This is a genomic window from Dokdonia pacifica (genome assembly GCF_900188275.1).
Taxonomy (GTDB): domain Bacteria; phylum Bacteroidota; class Bacteroidia; order Flavobacteriales; family Flavobacteriaceae; genus Dokdonia; species Dokdonia pacifica.
Genome location: NZ_FZNY01000009.1, coordinates 166,440 through 181,933, shown reverse-complemented (window position 1 = coordinate 181,933; position 15,494 = coordinate 166,440). Strand labels below are relative to the sequence as shown.

The window sequence follows — 15,494 nt, the reverse complement described above, 5'->3', positions numbered from 1 at the left end:
TTTGGTTTCGGTAATATATTTAAATATGGATATAATTTTTTTATTTTCACTTTTAGAAAGAAATTTATTTGTCATTTTTTGTGCTTGCAGGCAACTACTTTATATCACACATTCACGATATATCTTTTATGCTTACTTACAAATCTACTGTTTTTGTAGAACAATTCTTTGTAAATCATGTGTTTATAGATATTCTGATAGTTTATTTGCTCTTGAGTTCGTTGTTTTTTAACCGTTTATAACCGTTATAAACGGTTACACCATTTCTAAACTACATAACATCTCTCAAACTTCGTTACGGTTTTCCACAATGATACATCTATTTTGAAGTTGAAATCGAAATTGAAACTGAAGTTGAAAATGTTTACTTGTGTGATTTCAATTGTGGTAGAATGTATCACTCCCCTCCGTCTACATCTCATGCTTCGGCAAGCTCAGCACAAGCCTCGTTGAGGTGAGGAGCTTTTTTTGTGCTAATGGGTATTTCTAATAGTATTGTTTAGCTAGTTGTGTGATCTCTCCTGCCGTCGAGATGACTGTTCTTTCGTCATTCTGAATTCATTTCAGAATCCCATCACGTTATTTATAAGTGTTCATGGAGAAGCTGAAACAAGTTCAGCTTGACGTATGGTGTATTCGTTTTTAAACCTGAAACTTTGAAACAAAAAACTTCAAACCAGAAAAGAAAAATTACCCAATCAAAAACCTTCCTGAATCACTGTCAAACTTCACATTGTCTGAAGGAAATAAAGTGTCAAATACACCGTCTTGAATTAATTGTTCTGGTGTGTTTATGATGGCTTTTCCTTCTTGTAATACGATAAGTTGATCACAATGTGCAATGGCAAGTTCGATGTCATGTGTAGAGAAAAGTACGAGTTTTTGCTGCTCATGAGCAATCTTTATCAATAGTTTTAAGATGGCTGCTTTATGGTGTAAATCTAGATGTGTCATAGGTTCATCTAAGATCATTACAGAGGTGTCTTGAGCCAATGCTCTAGCAATAAGGACACGTTGTAACTGCCCATCACTAAGTTCATAACACTTTTTGTTTTTTATGTGAGCGGTATCTGTGGCTTCTAATACTTCGGTGATCATATGTACATCTGTTTCGGTGAGTGTACCTAACCAATTGGTATACGGTTGTCTTCCTAAACTCACCAATTCTAATACGCTTAAATTTTTTGAGATTGCTTGCCCAGTAAGCACTATACTAAGTTGCTTTGCTAAGTACTCAGGAGCAATTGAATGGATAGGGGTTTGTTTCAGTATACAATTTCCCGAAAGGGGATTTTGCAAACCAGAAAGCGTACGTAATAAAGTTGATTTTCCGGCACCATTAATACCTATGAGACCTACCAATTGTCCTTGTGGTAAGGTTACTTGAATATCGGAGGCTATGATCGCATTTCCCTTTTTAGAAGTATACCCAATGCTGAGGTTTTCTAAAGTTAAAACGGTATGTGCTGATGCGGTATGTTCCATTAGAATAGTAATTTCTTTTTACGGACTAATAACCATATGACAACAGGAGCACCTACCAAGGCAGTCACTGCATTAATTGGAAGCGTATACTCGCTCGTTGGCACTTGTGCAATAGTATCACAAATAAGCATAAGAATAGCACCACCTAAAAGTACGGCAGGGATCAAAATACGATGATTTGATGTAGAAATCATTTGACGTATCAAATGTGGTACTGCAAGACCAATAAAAGCAATAGGACCAGCAAAAGCGGTGATACTACCCGCCAAAATACTCGTAGCAATGATAATGATGATTCTGCTTTTTGTATGTTTTACACCTAAGGTCTTTGCATAGGTGTCACCTAATAATAAAGCATTTAACGGTTTGATACTTGCAATAGTCAAGATCAGACCTGCAATAAAACAGTATAAGAGGATTTGAATACTTTGCCAAGAAACATCGCCTAAACTCCCAAACGACCAAAAGATATATTGTTGTAACTCTTCGGCTTTACTAAAATAGGAGAGTACACTTACCACAGCAGAGGTCAAACTTCCTACCATGAGTCCGATAATGAGTAATGCCATCGTATCGCGTACCCTAGAGGCAACCCCTAATACCATCAGAAATACCAAGAAACTTCCTGTAGCCGCAGCTAGAATAAGCCCCCATTTCCCAAAAGCAAGAGTGCTAGAAATTCCTAATGCTGTACCGCCTAAAATAAATAAAGCCACCCCCAAACTAGCACCACTACTAATTCCTAGTACAAACGGTCCTGCCAGTGGATTACGAAATAGCGTTTGCATTAAAAGCCCAGCAATAGCGAGACCACTCCCTGTCATCATAGCCATAATGGCTTTAGGAAGCCTATATTCTTGAATAATAAACTCCCAAGAGGGTTTCGTTACTTCGCCGCCTACTAAACTTGAAAACACATCTGAAAAAGGAATCGCAACAGAGCCTAAACTTATGTTGACAAAAAAGCAACACATAAGCCCTATAGTTAAGACTATAATCGGAATGGTATATGAGCGATTAGTCTTCAAATGGCGTATAGAAATAAGGTTGGTAATCGGGTAATAATTCAGGATGTAAGTAATAGACCAAATCTTTTAAGACAATATCTGGTCGGTTAGGAGCTAGCTCATAATATAATAAGCCTCCCGTAGCTCCTTTTTTAGAAGTGAACGTATAGGTCTTCTTGTTTTTAAAAGCATCAAACTGTGCATATACTTTATTGGCTTCTGCAAGTTTACTATAACTATTAAACTGCCCAGGAGCAATCCAATAGTGTGCATCTTGCCCTTTTTCAAGTACAGATTCTATATTTAATGCAATACTACCTGTTCCTTTTGTGTCTTTCCATAAATAATCTGCACCTGCATCTTTAATAAGTTGTGCTGGCCAACTTTCTCCATGAGGTAAATACCATATGTCTTTATACATCGCACCACTCAATACAGTAGGACGATTGGTTACATTCTGAGCCAATTTTTTAGTGTCTAGATACGCAGTTTCTATTGTAGAGAAAATACTATCTGCTTCTTTTGTTTTTCCATATAGCGCTCCAAAAAATTTAATCCATTCTGCTTTTCCAAGCGGACTTTTTTCTACCCAGTCTCCATTGTATAATACAGGAATTCCAGCTCTTTCTAATGAGTTTAATGATTTGTTTTGTCCATCTACGCCAAATCCAATTACGGCATCAGGATTTAGGTCAATAGCCACTTCGGTATTCATCGCTTCATTTTGTCCTAATTCTTTGATTTCTCCTGCATCAATACGCGTACGGGTTTGCTCACTAGAGATATAATCCAGATGCGGAAATCCACTTAGTGTATGATCCACCCCTAACATTTCTAGAGAAGGGATATGCGTAGTAGATGTTACAACTACAGATTGTAAAGGTACTTTTACAATGGCATTTATTTTTTTTGATTCTAATAGATTTGCTAATGATTCAGTGTTTTCAGCACTGCTAGTCGTTAAGGAAGTCCCCTCTTTTACCAAAGCATATCGATATACATCTTCTGATTCTGGAAATGCACCTGTGACTTTTAGTAAGGTATAATCTGGAAACTCAGTGATAGAAAAACCGACTGCATGTTTTATAGCAACCTTATGCTCATTCTTAGTTACAGGAATATGCTCTTTTATTTCCTTTTTACAACTTAAAACGCAGCAGGAAATAACAACTAAAATAGTATACTGTAGATGGCGTAGTTTCATTTCTCAAAAGTAAGATTAAAAAGACAAAAACATACCTTTGTCACAAAAGTATGTTTTGGAATGTAAATTCGGACATATGTATTAAAAAGAGTTGTTCTTTTATAGCGCTTTCGCGAAAAAACATTTCTAATGATGAGAAGATCATAGACATACTTTTGATCATTTGTAAGCGTTTAGTAACTAATACAATTACACATAAACTACAAAAAAATATAAATAATACACATCCATAGTGACGCTATAGAACGTATCATTTATGAATAGTATTTAAATTAAAACTACCTATGAAATTCTACAAACTTTTATTGATTGCATTTGCAGGAACATTGTTTTTATATTCCTGTAGTGATGATGATGTTGCTACAGTAGCAGAAGATCCAGACCCAGATCCAGGAGAAGTGACCCTTCCATTTGAAAATGGATTTTTGGTTACAAACCAAGGCGTTTCTAATGGATCTGGAAGTGTTGATTTTGTAAATGCTGACCTTACATCAGTTACCTCTGATATATATCAAGATGTTAATGGAGATACGGTAGGAATGACTGTGCAATCTATTGGTTTTTTTGGAAACTTTGCCTATATCATTGCCAGTGAAAGTAACCGAATTATCGTGGTCAATAGATTTACTTTTGAAGAAGTAGCCCGTATAGAAACAGGACTTGAAAACCCACGTTATTTTTTAGAAGCAAACGGAAAGGGATATGTCTCAAACTGGGGAGATCCTACTGTAACAGACGATGATTTTGTAGCAGTTATCAATCTTACTACAAATGAAGTGATAAGTACAATAGCTGTAGGCGAAGGCCCTGGAGAAATGGTTTTTGATCGTTTTAATGTTTATGTAATAAATCAGAGCATTAGTACGGTAACAATCATAGATCCAGATCTAGATGCTGTTGCAAGTACCCTTATAGTAGGAGATGTGCCAAATTCATTGCAATTAGATGGTAATGGCAACTTATGGATATTAGGAGGTGGAAACTTAGCCTCAACGGGCAATGAAACAGCAGGTTCGATTTCTATCATAAATACAGCCAATAATCAAATAGTAACTACAATTCCTTTTGGAGCACAAGATCATCCTGATTATTTGAATATTTCTGGAGAAGATCTCTATTACTATATGGATGGAGCTGTGTTCAAATCATCGGTGTCTAATTTTCAAATTCCAAATACATCCATCATTTCTGGAGTCGATTTTTCTAATATAGCCCTTATAAATGATGGTGTTACTCTAATAGGAACAGCTATAGGAAATGGAGTGAATAATGGAACGTTACAAGTATATAGTTTACAAAACAATACCTTAACAACTACACTAAATGTTGGGGTGATTCCTAATAATGTCTATGTAAATCCATAGTATGCATTTATGATATAAAAAAGCGAGTATTTCTAAAAGAGATACTCGCTTTTTTAGTTGTTTCAATATAGATGACTATAAACGTACTGTTTAGTTTATTCTAGTTTCCATTTGTGAGTTTTCCTCAAGGTATTCATTACTGTTTACCCATACCAGTTTTAAGTAGTTTTAGCGTCTTTTAAAAGTAGGTATTTATACGGTTTAAATACCTGATTGAGTATTTGATATTTGTGATGTAAGAAATTGGCTTTAAGTATAATAACATGATGCATCTGTTTATGTACTATAGGCTTTACTATGTGAATATCCCCAAATTATTAACTATTTAAAAAAAGTAAAAATGGCAGCAAATTCAATTACATTTATTGTAAAATCAGAAGGTTTATCAGGAGTAGAAAACGTTGTAATCGGAAACATGACAGATCCAACGGGAACTAAATTTTGGTTTGATGTAAGCGCAAATCCTTGGACTTGGAATAATGATGGGAGTAACGCAAATACATTTGGTCTTGTTATGAACTATTATGATACTAACGCAAAACAAGAACGTACGGCTTTTCATGTCCTTGATGTGAGTCCTCAAGATATGGAGGGAGACGTTACTGTAAATGTAGTACTTAAACCGTGTACTATTGGACCAGGAAATGCAATACAAGCAATCGCACCTATTAAAGGTCAAAAAGGGATTGCTGTAAACAAAGTTCCTGGAGAAGCTTCTTGTGATATTGAAGAATAAAAACTACACTATTATACATAAGAAACCCCAAGAAAGTATCTTGGGGTTTTGTTTTTTTATACGCTTTAACGCTTCGCTCTCCCAATGGTCGTGAATCTCGCTAGCTCGATTTCGCGAACCTGCCTGCCGGCAGGCAGGAGCGTATACCTACTCATTCATCATACGTTGGTATAAAATATCATTTTGATCACTATAGAATACTGCGGGTAATTCACGTGTTTCTACATCGGTAGATGGTCTTCTCCCTAATAAGATTTCATCAATAACAGCATCTAGTAAAGGTTCTCCTTGTACACCTAATTGCCCCAAGTTAGAAAAGTCTTCTGCAATTTGAATATCTGGTGTAAAACCGTCAAAATAATCGGTGAGACCATTTGCATTTACAGAGCGCAATACCAATGGTAACATCACATAGCGGTGATTAGGATTGATATCATCTGTTCTTCTAAAATTAGGAGAATCATATAATAAAAAAGACCCTTCAAATTTTCCAGAAGTAGTTGTTCCTACTTGAATCACTTCAATGTAAGGATCAAGACCACTTAGAATAAGCTCACTTGCAGAAGCAGTACTTCCTGTAGTAATTACATACACTCTGGTTAAATTAAGACTGTTGATAGCAGCGCCACTATTTCCATTCCCAATATTGGAATTAAACAAGCGATCAAATTGGTTATCAGGATTACGGTCTTCATTATAGGTTTGTCTAATAAATAATTCGCCATTAAACTGTCCTGTAATCATCGTGCTTAAATCATTTGCCGTTTCTATAGAGCCACCACCATTATATCGTAAATCTAAGATAAGGTCTGTAATACCATCTGCTTGAAATTGTGCAAAAGCATTATTGAGCTGATCATCAAACTCATTGGTGAAACCTGTATAATGTAAATATCCTATTTGTTCTCCATCTATAGAAAGTGTTCTGGCTGTATGTACAGGATTGATCGTAAGTTCTACTTGATTGAGTGTGATATCAGTACCATTTAACGTAAACACTTCTGTATTGGCGTCATAGTCAGCTAGGTTGATCGTATAAGCATCTTGGGCAAAAATAGCTCCTAAGTCAGAGTTGCTAGTAAGTTGTACCCCATCTATTCCTGTAAAAATCATACCTCGTTGTACACCTGCATCTTGTGCAGGACTATTATTGATAACAAAACGAACAAGACCAAAAACATTACCATTTCCAGAAGGATCATTAAACAACGCAAAACGCATTCCTGTAGAACGACGTATACCACTAAGGGCATTTTCTAATTCGATATAATCATCTCTAATAATACTAAAGCGATCATTAGGAGAGAGTAGGCCATCAAAAGTAGCTTCTGGCGACTCAAATTGTTCTAAAAAAGCAGCGCGTTCTGCGTCACTTTCAAAACGATCATTCGCCAAGTCAGGTACATCTGCTTTATATAATGACCAGAAGTTAAGACCTCTATAAATAAATTCTGAAATCTCTAGATTACTCGCAGGTCTGATCACATCATCTAGATCATCAGAACAATTTACCATAGATAAGGATACAAGAAGACCGAGTAGTAAAAATTTAATCTTTTTCATTTTCATATGCATAATTTTTTAATATGTATAGGGATTTTCATAGCAGTAATCCCCTGTATTTTGTATCAACTATTAAGCCATGTAAACATAGCGTTTATTTTTTGTTCGTTTTCTTTAAGCCACGCAATAGAATTTTCATTCTTACTCTGCTGGATGTAATGACAAAAGGTTTCCATATGCTCGCTCTGCGCTAATTTATAAAAGAATGGAATATAAAACCCGTTCCATAAACCTTCTGTCTCTTTGTTTGTTTCTCCTAGTATTGTAAAAAACGATGTGGTGTTTTCTGTAAACAATTCATCTTCAGATTTGTCCTTGTTTTTTTCTAAACTTTTAGATGCTTGTAATAAAGAAAGCATTAGCTCGGCAGATCCAAATTCAGAACTAGGTTGCAACGTAATATTTATATTTTTAGGGGCTCCTTCTTTTGTCTCTTCTTCCGTAACTCCCTTACTAAAATTAGTATATACCATATCTAACGCTTCAACCGACTTTTTTGTATGTGGCTCTGCCAATAAAAAATAATAAGATGCTAGAAGGGTAGGTACTTTTTCTTCTTGCTGGTTATTGATATGTGCAAGTAATAAATGTGAGGTATGATGTCCCGGATCTAATGTTGCACTTTGTAATGCATGATGCTCTGCATTGGCAGCATCATTGATTTTAAAATAATTAATAGCAAGATTATAATGTAGGTAATTGTCTTCTGGAAATTTTTCAATCCCTTCTTTAAACAAATCGATAGAAGCATCTGTTTCTCCTATAATATCTAGACATGAACCCTTAGTTATGTATGCAGAAAGCACATATTTTTGATCTGTATTATCTTGTATGACTTTATCACTATACAAAATAGCATTGTCATAATCTCCCAATTTAAAATAGCTCAATGCGATTTGGTTATTGGCAAGTGCCGACGTAGGATTTAATTCAAGTGCTTTCAAATATACTTTTACAGAAGTTTCAAAATCTCCTTCTAAGTATGATTCATAACCTTGAGCGATAATGGCTTCTATCGCTATTTCTTCATCTTGCGCAAAACTTGAGATAGAAAAAAGTAAGAGAAGAGCAATAGGTATATATTTTTTCATAAATGAGTGTCTACGTATTATTGATAGATAAGGTATTTTTTTCGAGTTTCTTTAAAACGATCTAAATCGGCATACCATCCTTTTTTAATTTCCTTAAAGGTATAGCCTTTCATAATTTGTGCTTGCAGTTTTTCGTTGCCTGCATGTAATGTAAAACTTGCTGTTTTAAAGAAGTTCTCTTTATCACTGTGTGCTGTGTAGGCTTCAACTAGCCATTCTAAATTTACACGTGACAGGTATTCCTGATCTCGTAAATCCAGACCGTTGCACACATTCCCTTTTTCTTTAGGATTACTAGCACCAAAATTAGGTTGTGGGGTATATTCAAATGGGAAATACTCGGTAGGGAATTTTGGAGAACCAAATATTTGAAATTGCATTTCTGTACCACGACCTGCATTAATGGTAGTTCCCTCAAAAAAGCCAAGACTTGGATAAAGGTTTATACTTTGATCATTTGGTAAATTAGGCGAAGGTCGTGTAGGTAATGAATAGGGGGTATTATAATTCCAATTCTCTAAAGGAATGACAGTAATCTCGCATTGTATTCCATCTTTAAGCCATCGCTCTCCATTTACCATTTTTGCATATTCTCCAATAGTCATTCCATATACCAATGGAATAGGGTGCATACCTAAAAAGCTACTATGCTCAGGTTCTAGCGTTGGTCCGTCTATATAATGTGCATTAGGATTAGGTCTGTCTAAGATAATTACAGGAATTCCCTTTTCTGCCGACGCTTCCATTACATACGTTAATGTAGAAATATACGTATAAAACCGAACCCCTACATCTTGAATATCAAATAGTAATACATCGATGCCTTGAAGCTGTTCTTGTGTAGGTTTTTTGTTTTTTCCGTGCAACGAAATGATAGGCAATCCCGTTTTAGGGTCTTTCCCATCTGCTACGCTTTCACCAGCATCTGCAGTACCTCTAAAACCATGCTCGGGAGAATATACACGTTTAATTTCAACACCGAGTTGTAGTAACGAATCTACGAGATGTGTACTTTGTTCTTTGTGGTGTTTTGGTGTTTTAAAGATCAGACCACTTTGATTAGTGACCACACCTACTTTTTTATGCTGTAGTAACGGGAGATATTCCGAAATTCTATTAGCTCCCACAACAATGGCTTGCTCTTGAGAGTGCGTTCCGTTTGTATTTCGTATTTCGTAGTTTGAGTTTTTTACGGTTGAGTCCGCTTTCGCGAAAGCGTAATTAGCTTCTTTAGAGGTAGAAGAAGTGTCTTTGGTATTCGTATTTCGTATCTCTGACTTCGAACTTTGTGTATTTCCACAAGAAAATAACATAAAGAGCGTTAAAAAAAAGGTATTTTTGAGCAAAAGAATCTGCATTTTGAATCTGGAGTATTTTATAGCAAAACGATTAAGTGGGGCAACATCGTATAAAAGTAGTGCTTCTACTACGATTATAAAAATTGCCATCATTGCAATTGTGATTGGAATGGTCACGATGATTATCGCTATTGCTACCGGATTAGGATTACAAAAGAAAATTAAAGAAAAAGTATCTGCGTTTAATGGAGATATTTTAGTATCTAATTTTGATGGAAATAATAGTCAAGAAACGGTAAATCCTATTCCGTTGCAACAAGATTTTTATCCTGATTTTGATGCTGTGCCTGAAGTGACGCATGTACAAGCGGTGGCAACACGTGCAGGGATTATTCGTACCGCAACCGATTTTGAAGGTGTGCTAGTAAAAGGCCTTGGCGCCGATTATGATTGGAATCGAATAGATGATTACCTAGTAGAAGGTCGTTTCCCTGTATTTACAGAAGGTCTCAATACAGAAATGCTCATAAGCCGATACCTAGCCAATAGACTTGGTTTTAAGCTCGGAGATAAAGTCATTATCTTTTTTGTAGATAATAATTCTGATATCCCACGACAGTTACGATTGGATATTGTAGGGATTTATGAGAGTGCGTATCAAGAGTTTGATAAGGTATATCTCATGGCAGATATACGTCATATACAACGTATTAATAGATGGGAAAAAGATGAGGTAGGTGCCTTTGAAGTCTTTGTAGATGATTTTGATAAGGTACAAGAGATAAATAATCGGGTATATAAGAATACAGGTTCCTTTTTACGCTCTATTACGGTGATAGAGCGCAATCGTAATATCTTTGATTGGGTGAAGTTGTTTGATTTTAATATCGGGCTTATTATCTCTATTATGATTATTGTAGCAGGTATTAATATGATTGTAGCATTGCTTGTATTGATCCTTGAGCGCACGCGTATGATCGGTATTTTAAAGGCTTTAGGAACCTCAGATTGGAGTGTGCGAAAAATATTTATCTATAATGCCATGTACTTGATCGGAATGGGCTTATTCTGGGGAAACCTTATTGGATTGGCATTTGTATATGCACAGCGCTATTTTGGTATTATAGAGCTAGATCCAGAAACGTATTATGTGCGTGTGGCGCCAGTATATATGAGTTTTGGGCATATTTTGTTGCTGAATCTGAGTGTATTTGTATTATGTCTTTTAATGCTCTTAATTCCTTCGTATATCATTACAAAAATCAGTCCTGTCAAATCTATTCGATTTGAGTAAGTGCTTTATATGCTTTCGCAAAACAAACTTAGAGATATTTTGTTTTCTAGATCATAGATTTCAAAATTATAGATTCTTATAAGGAAAAATTAAGCTGCTTTTTTAAACCTAGAATAGATTTTCTATTACATAATGTGGGGTAAAAAGTTATCTCATTATTCTTTATGATCTGGAGTTTTTGATTTTTGGTGTTTTTCTTTCTGGCTTATGATCAAATGAAATATCAAAGCATATCCAATTGCAAAGATGAAACCAATAGTATAATTGCTTAGAATGATTATTAAACCAATAAGTATAGTGAAAATGTAATCTATTGAATGCAAGTCTTTAAGTATCTTCCATGATTTAATTACCATAAGAACCCCTATGTAAATTAACATACCTGCAAAGGCATACATAGGTACATTAAAATCTGGAATACCTACGATTGCGATGATAAGTAAAATAATGATGATAGGTAGTTTACTAACCCATGTAGTTTTTCCAAATACTCTTATTGAAAATGAGTCAATAAAAGAAATATTTGAAGGCATGACTCCAAATAATCCACTAATTAAATTGCCTATTCCAACAACTCTTAATGATTTTTTTATTGAATTGTTGTTTTCTGTATCATCATAGTTGAGTAATGAAAAGTCACTCCAAAAGCTAACTAACATAACAACAGAAACAGTAATGCCATTTGAGATTGATGTAAATAAAATGTCTGGAGAAAATGTCCAATCTAATTGGAATGAGTTGTTGAATTTCAGAACGCTGGGTTGTACGAGATTTGTGTCATACCCTAACCAATAACCAATGCTTATGGATACAAATGCAGCTAATAATAAAGCAACTGATCCTTTCTTAAATCGAAGACCAATCAAAGCAATTATAGGAATAGAAAGTGCTAATGCTAGTTGTATCCAATTGTTTATGGTATTTGTTGCAAAAAATGACTTTTCTTCTTCAGTAAATGAAAAATCAATTTCTGATGGTGTATATGCAAATGCGCTAGGAAGTTGCTTTATAATGATTAAGATTCCAATACCAAAAATAAGAGGTGCAATTGCACGATTAGGAACTAGTGTATAATTAATTGGAAGCCAGGACAGAATGATGAAAATAATGGCAGGTATAGTAAACAAGATGAAAGTTTGTAGAAAACCACTTTCAATTCCGATGGTGTCTTGGTATGTAAACATTAAGACGACTAGACTTACTCCAATATTGAAAAAATCTGAAGATTTTCTATTAATGAGTACACCAATGATATTTGTGATAAGTATAGAAACTAATAGAAAATGTGGATTTAATCCACATGCTAACCCTATACCAAGTATAAACATGAGTATAAGGGGTGTAGCAATGATACCTGTAAGAATAGATTTGAGTATATCTAACATAATGATTCAATATGTTATCCTAGTTTGTATATACAACGTTAAATTGGTCAATACATTTATGATCTCTTTGTCAAATAATGATTAACATTTTCTATTTTATATTTACAAGACTGGGAGGCAACTAAGATGAGGGAATTAAAATGAATATCCAAAATACGCAATATCTCTTGCGCATTTTTCTGCGACAATAGCTTTGCTTTGCTCGGTATAATAATCGCTGTAGTTTTTTGGCTTCGTTTCGTTCACTCTTGGAATTTCTTTTATGGTAATATCAAGCTGCTTTGCTATTTTTTGAGTTTCTTCCTTATAGTGTTCGTATCGATAGATCGTAATATCATCTATGGTATGTGTTGTAGTATCGAAATAATCTACTTGATTAAAGAGAAAAGAGTCACTACCATCATTGTGCGCATGATCTTTCAAGAAGTGTTCAAACCGTACGCGTTCTGCCTTTATATCTAACGGATCATGTTTATGTACTAATGAGTACCAAGACAGTAATCGATCCCACGGGTTACGTACCATACTGAATACAAAATAGTCTGGATACTGGCGAAGTAGTTTGCCTTCCATGGTAGTAGGATTACCATGTTGTGCAATAACGTCTACTTGGTTAGGCAATGCTTGTTTTAAAAGTGAAATCATACTAGAACCTCCTGTTCTATGAATATGAATAAAAATAGCTTTTTTCTTTTTTATAAGAATCATAATTGACTATCGGTAATCATTTTTTTATCTCCTAGTAGTTCCTTCTCCTTGGAGAGAAGGTTAGTGCCTGTGCTGAACTCGTTTCAGTAATGAGGGTTTTGCTTATTTATATTTCTCAATAATCGCTAAGAAATCTGGGTCTTCTAAGTAGTCTTTCCAGTCTGGGTCTTCATGGATGAAATTTATATTTTGGTTATAATTTCTTATTGCTAATTCTAAATATTTTAAGGCTTCCTCTTTTTTGTTTTGTAAGGCTAAGACACAGGCAAGATTATAAGGAGAACTACCTAACTCATATCCTTTTTTACATTTTTGGTATGCTTCCTTTAAAATTTCATCTTTTCCTTTTTTATTGAAGGCATGTGAAATAAGAGCATCTCCCCAATTATTAAAAGCGCTATGATCATCAGGTTTTATATCAATGGCTTTTTGATATTTTTCAAAAGCTTGTTGGTAGAATTGATCAGCTTCTTTTCCTTGTTTTGTTTTTGCTAAATCTGATAAAGCATTTCCCCAATTGTTATAAGCTCCATATTTATTAGGTTTTATTTCAATAGCTTTTTTATATTTTTCAATAGCTTGTTGAAAGAGTATTTCTGCTTCCTCTCCTTCTTTGTTTCTGGCTAAAGTATTTAAGTCATTCCCCCAATTATTAAAAGCTTGATGATAATCAGGTTGTAATTCAATAGTTTTTTGGTATTTTTCAAATGCTTGTTGGTAGAGTTGATCAGCTTCTTTTCCTTGTTTTGTTTCTGCTATATAACCTAAAGCAGTCCCACAATTGTAAAAAGATAAGTAATAATCAGGTTGTATATTTATTGCTTTTTGAGATTTTTCAACGGCTAATTGAAAAAGTGTTTCAGCTTCTTGTCCTTGCTTTATTGTTGCTAGATTTCCTAAATCACTTCCCCAACTACAAAAGGCAAGGTGAAAATCAGGTTTTATTTCAATAGCTTTTTTATATTTTTCAAATGCTTGCGCGAAGAGTTTTTCTGCTTCGCTCCCTTGTTTTGTTTGTGCAAGATTTCCTAAAGCATTCCCCCAATTATTATATGTTCGATGATTATTAGGAGTTAATCGCAAACTTTTTTTGTATTGCTTAAATGCTTTTTCAAATTTGCCAGAAAGTTGATGTTTTAACCCTTTTGTAAAATATTTTAAAGCTTCTTCTTCTAGGAGTTCCTTTGTTGTAGCATCGGATGTTGTTTTTGATTCTAGTTCTTTAATTCTAATTTCATATTCTCTAATCTGATCTTCAAGTTCTTTTTCCTTTTCAGATTTTGGTGATTTACATTGTTTTTTAATCTCTAACAATTCATCTATAAAATCATTTATTTCTATATGTTTCTTTTTAATGAGGGTTAAAAAATCTAATGAACTATCTAGTGGTTTATTGGTAATAATAAAATGCTTTTTACCATAACCTTGTTGTATTTTTTTAATTTTTTTGAAAATGTTGTTGATTTGAAAATCACCCATTCCAGCTCCTATAAATAGAATAGAATTAGTATTAATGATTCTTTTAAGTGCTTCTAAAATATATTTTTCGTTCAGTGATTTTTTAGAAGGCTTATAAAGTTTTTTGTAATTAGAAGGAAAAAGAACTATGTTATCTTGATCTTCAATACATCCATGAAGTTTTAATAAGGATTCAAGATCTGGATTTGTAAACTTATTCAATTTATGATTTCTACCATTATGCGCTTTATTTTTATCTAAAGAAGGTACTGCTCTTTCAAAAGCTTCATCATAATTGGTTGTGATAATTTTTTTTGAAAGTGTATTTAATTTTTGATGTAATGAATAGTCATTTTGGGAATCATCTAATTCTAAAAACTCAGTGGCAATATCATAAATAGTTTCTTTAGAAAAATCAGGATGCTTTTCAATGAGGTGTAATACTTCTATAGGTTCATATACATTAAGCAGTGGTAATAGGAAGTCTATGTTATGTCCTTTTGCTTGTAGTTGAATGATAATTTCTTTTACTAAATTTCCCCAACCTTTTATAGTTTGTCCTTTTCTATTTTTAAGATCATATGAAAGACCAGCACCTACAAAAATGATTAATTTATTTTCAGAAATAGCTTGTCTTAATTCTACAGGTATATTTGTTTCACTCATTCTTTATACAACTTTTAAAGTGTAGGTATTTTAAAAATAACAGATTTTTTATTTAAACAACTGTTTATGAGTTGCTTTTAGATAAAAACAGCCATTCCTTCGATTATAAACACAAATCGCTAATCTCTTTTATGAATATAGTTCTATCTCAGCGCGATAGCATGCGGAAAACCATAAAAATGTTTCACTTTCATAAAAACAGAATAACCCCTATATTGTAGCGCAAAAATCAAGC

At 34.0% G+C, this 15,494-nt stretch carries 12 protein-coding genes; 3 read left to right on the top strand and 9 right to left on the bottom strand.

Annotated features, from left to right (window positions below; translation table 11 throughout):
- Positions 1 to 690 precede the first annotated feature (690 nt).
- Genes CHB80_RS21720 through CHB80_RS21710 form a run of 3 tightly spaced genes read right to left on the bottom strand, consistent with a single transcriptional unit; the run spans position 691 to position 3,696 of the window.
- Positions 691 to 1,485 carry an ABC transporter ATP-binding protein gene (locus CHB80_RS21720; RefSeq protein ID WP_089373625.1) on the bottom strand — a complete coding sequence of 265 codons (795 nt, stop codon included), beginning with the start codon at positions 1,483 to 1,485 and terminating at the stop codon, positions 691 to 693.
- Complete coding sequence (locus CHB80_RS21715) at positions 1,485 to 2,459, bottom strand: FecCD family ABC transporter permease (RefSeq protein WP_089373624.1); 975 nt, start codon at positions 2,457 to 2,459, stop codon at positions 1,485 to 1,487. The genes CHB80_RS21720 and CHB80_RS21715 overlap by 1 nt, the downstream gene beginning before the upstream one ends.
- Before the next feature lie 43 nt (positions 2,460 to 2,502).
- Entirely contained in the window at positions 2,503 to 3,696 is a 1,194-nt protein-coding gene (locus CHB80_RS21710; RefSeq protein ID WP_089373623.1) for an ABC transporter substrate-binding protein, read from the bottom strand.
- A 284-nt stretch (positions 3,697 to 3,980) separates the two neighbouring features.
- On the opposite strand from CHB80_RS21710, the gene CHB80_RS21705 reads away from it, so the two are divergent.
- Both CHB80_RS21705 and CHB80_RS21700 read left to right on the top strand, forming a co-directional pair.
- The gene (locus CHB80_RS21705; protein ID WP_089373622.1) at positions 3,981 to 5,060 is read left to right on the top strand and encodes a YncE family protein; all 1,080 of its coding nucleotides are present in this window, start codon (positions 3,981 to 3,983) and stop codon (positions 5,058 to 5,060) included.
- 340 nt (positions 5,061 to 5,400) lie between these two features.
- Positions 5,401 to 5,796 (top strand): hypothetical protein, encoded by a 396-nt coding sequence (locus tag CHB80_RS21700; RefSeq protein WP_089373621.1) that lies wholly within the window; start codon positions 5,401 to 5,403, stop codon positions 5,794 to 5,796.
- A gap of 147 nt (positions 5,797 to 5,943) precedes the next feature.
- Here the strand turns inward: CHB80_RS21700 and CHB80_RS21695 are convergent, their stop codons facing one another.
- The 3 genes from CHB80_RS21695 to CHB80_RS21685 all read right to left on the bottom strand — a co-directional run bounded on the left by CHB80_RS21695 (position 5,944) and on the right by CHB80_RS21685 (position 9,763).
- On the bottom strand, positions 5,944 to 7,359 hold the full coding sequence (locus CHB80_RS21695; protein WP_179218241.1) for a S41 family peptidase: 1,416 nt from the start codon (positions 7,357 to 7,359) through the stop codon (positions 5,944 to 5,946).
- 65 nt (positions 7,360 to 7,424) lie between these two features.
- Positions 7,425 to 8,450, bottom strand: a complete 1,026-nt coding sequence (locus tag CHB80_RS21690; protein WP_089373619.1) for a tetratricopeptide repeat protein — start codon at positions 8,448 to 8,450, stop codon at positions 7,425 to 7,427.
- Between the two features lie 17 nt (positions 8,451 to 8,467).
- Positions 8,468 to 9,763, bottom strand: coding sequence for an exo-beta-N-acetylmuramidase NamZ family protein (locus tag CHB80_RS21685; RefSeq protein WP_229746824.1), 1,296 nt, complete (start codon positions 9,761 to 9,763; stop codon positions 8,468 to 8,470).
- 46 nt (positions 9,764 to 9,809) lie between these two features.
- On the opposite strand from CHB80_RS21685, the gene CHB80_RS21680 reads away from it, so the two are divergent.
- Positions 9,810 to 11,042: an ABC transporter permease gene (locus CHB80_RS21680; protein WP_089373617.1), complete on the top strand. Its 1,233-nt coding sequence runs from the start codon at positions 9,810 to 9,812 to the stop codon at positions 11,040 to 11,042.
- Between the two features lie 155 nt (positions 11,043 to 11,197).
- Here the strand turns inward: CHB80_RS21680 and CHB80_RS21675 are convergent, their stop codons facing one another.
- The 3 genes from CHB80_RS21675 to CHB80_RS21665 form a co-directional block, all read right to left on the bottom strand.
- On the bottom strand, positions 11,198 to 12,427 hold the full coding sequence (locus CHB80_RS21675; protein ID WP_089373616.1) for a SulP family inorganic anion transporter: 1,230 nt from the start codon (positions 12,425 to 12,427) through the stop codon (positions 11,198 to 11,200).
- 135 nt (positions 12,428 to 12,562) lie between these two features.
- Entirely contained in the window at positions 12,563 to 13,135 is a 573-nt protein-coding gene (locus tag CHB80_RS21670; protein WP_089373615.1) for a sulfotransferase family 2 domain-containing protein, read from the bottom strand.
- 102 nt (positions 13,136 to 13,237) lie between these two features.
- Positions 13,238 to 15,259, bottom strand: coding sequence for an SIR2 family protein (locus tag CHB80_RS21665; RefSeq protein WP_089373614.1), 2,022 nt, complete (start codon positions 15,257 to 15,259; stop codon positions 13,238 to 13,240).
- Positions 15,260 to 15,494 lie beyond the last annotated feature (235 nt).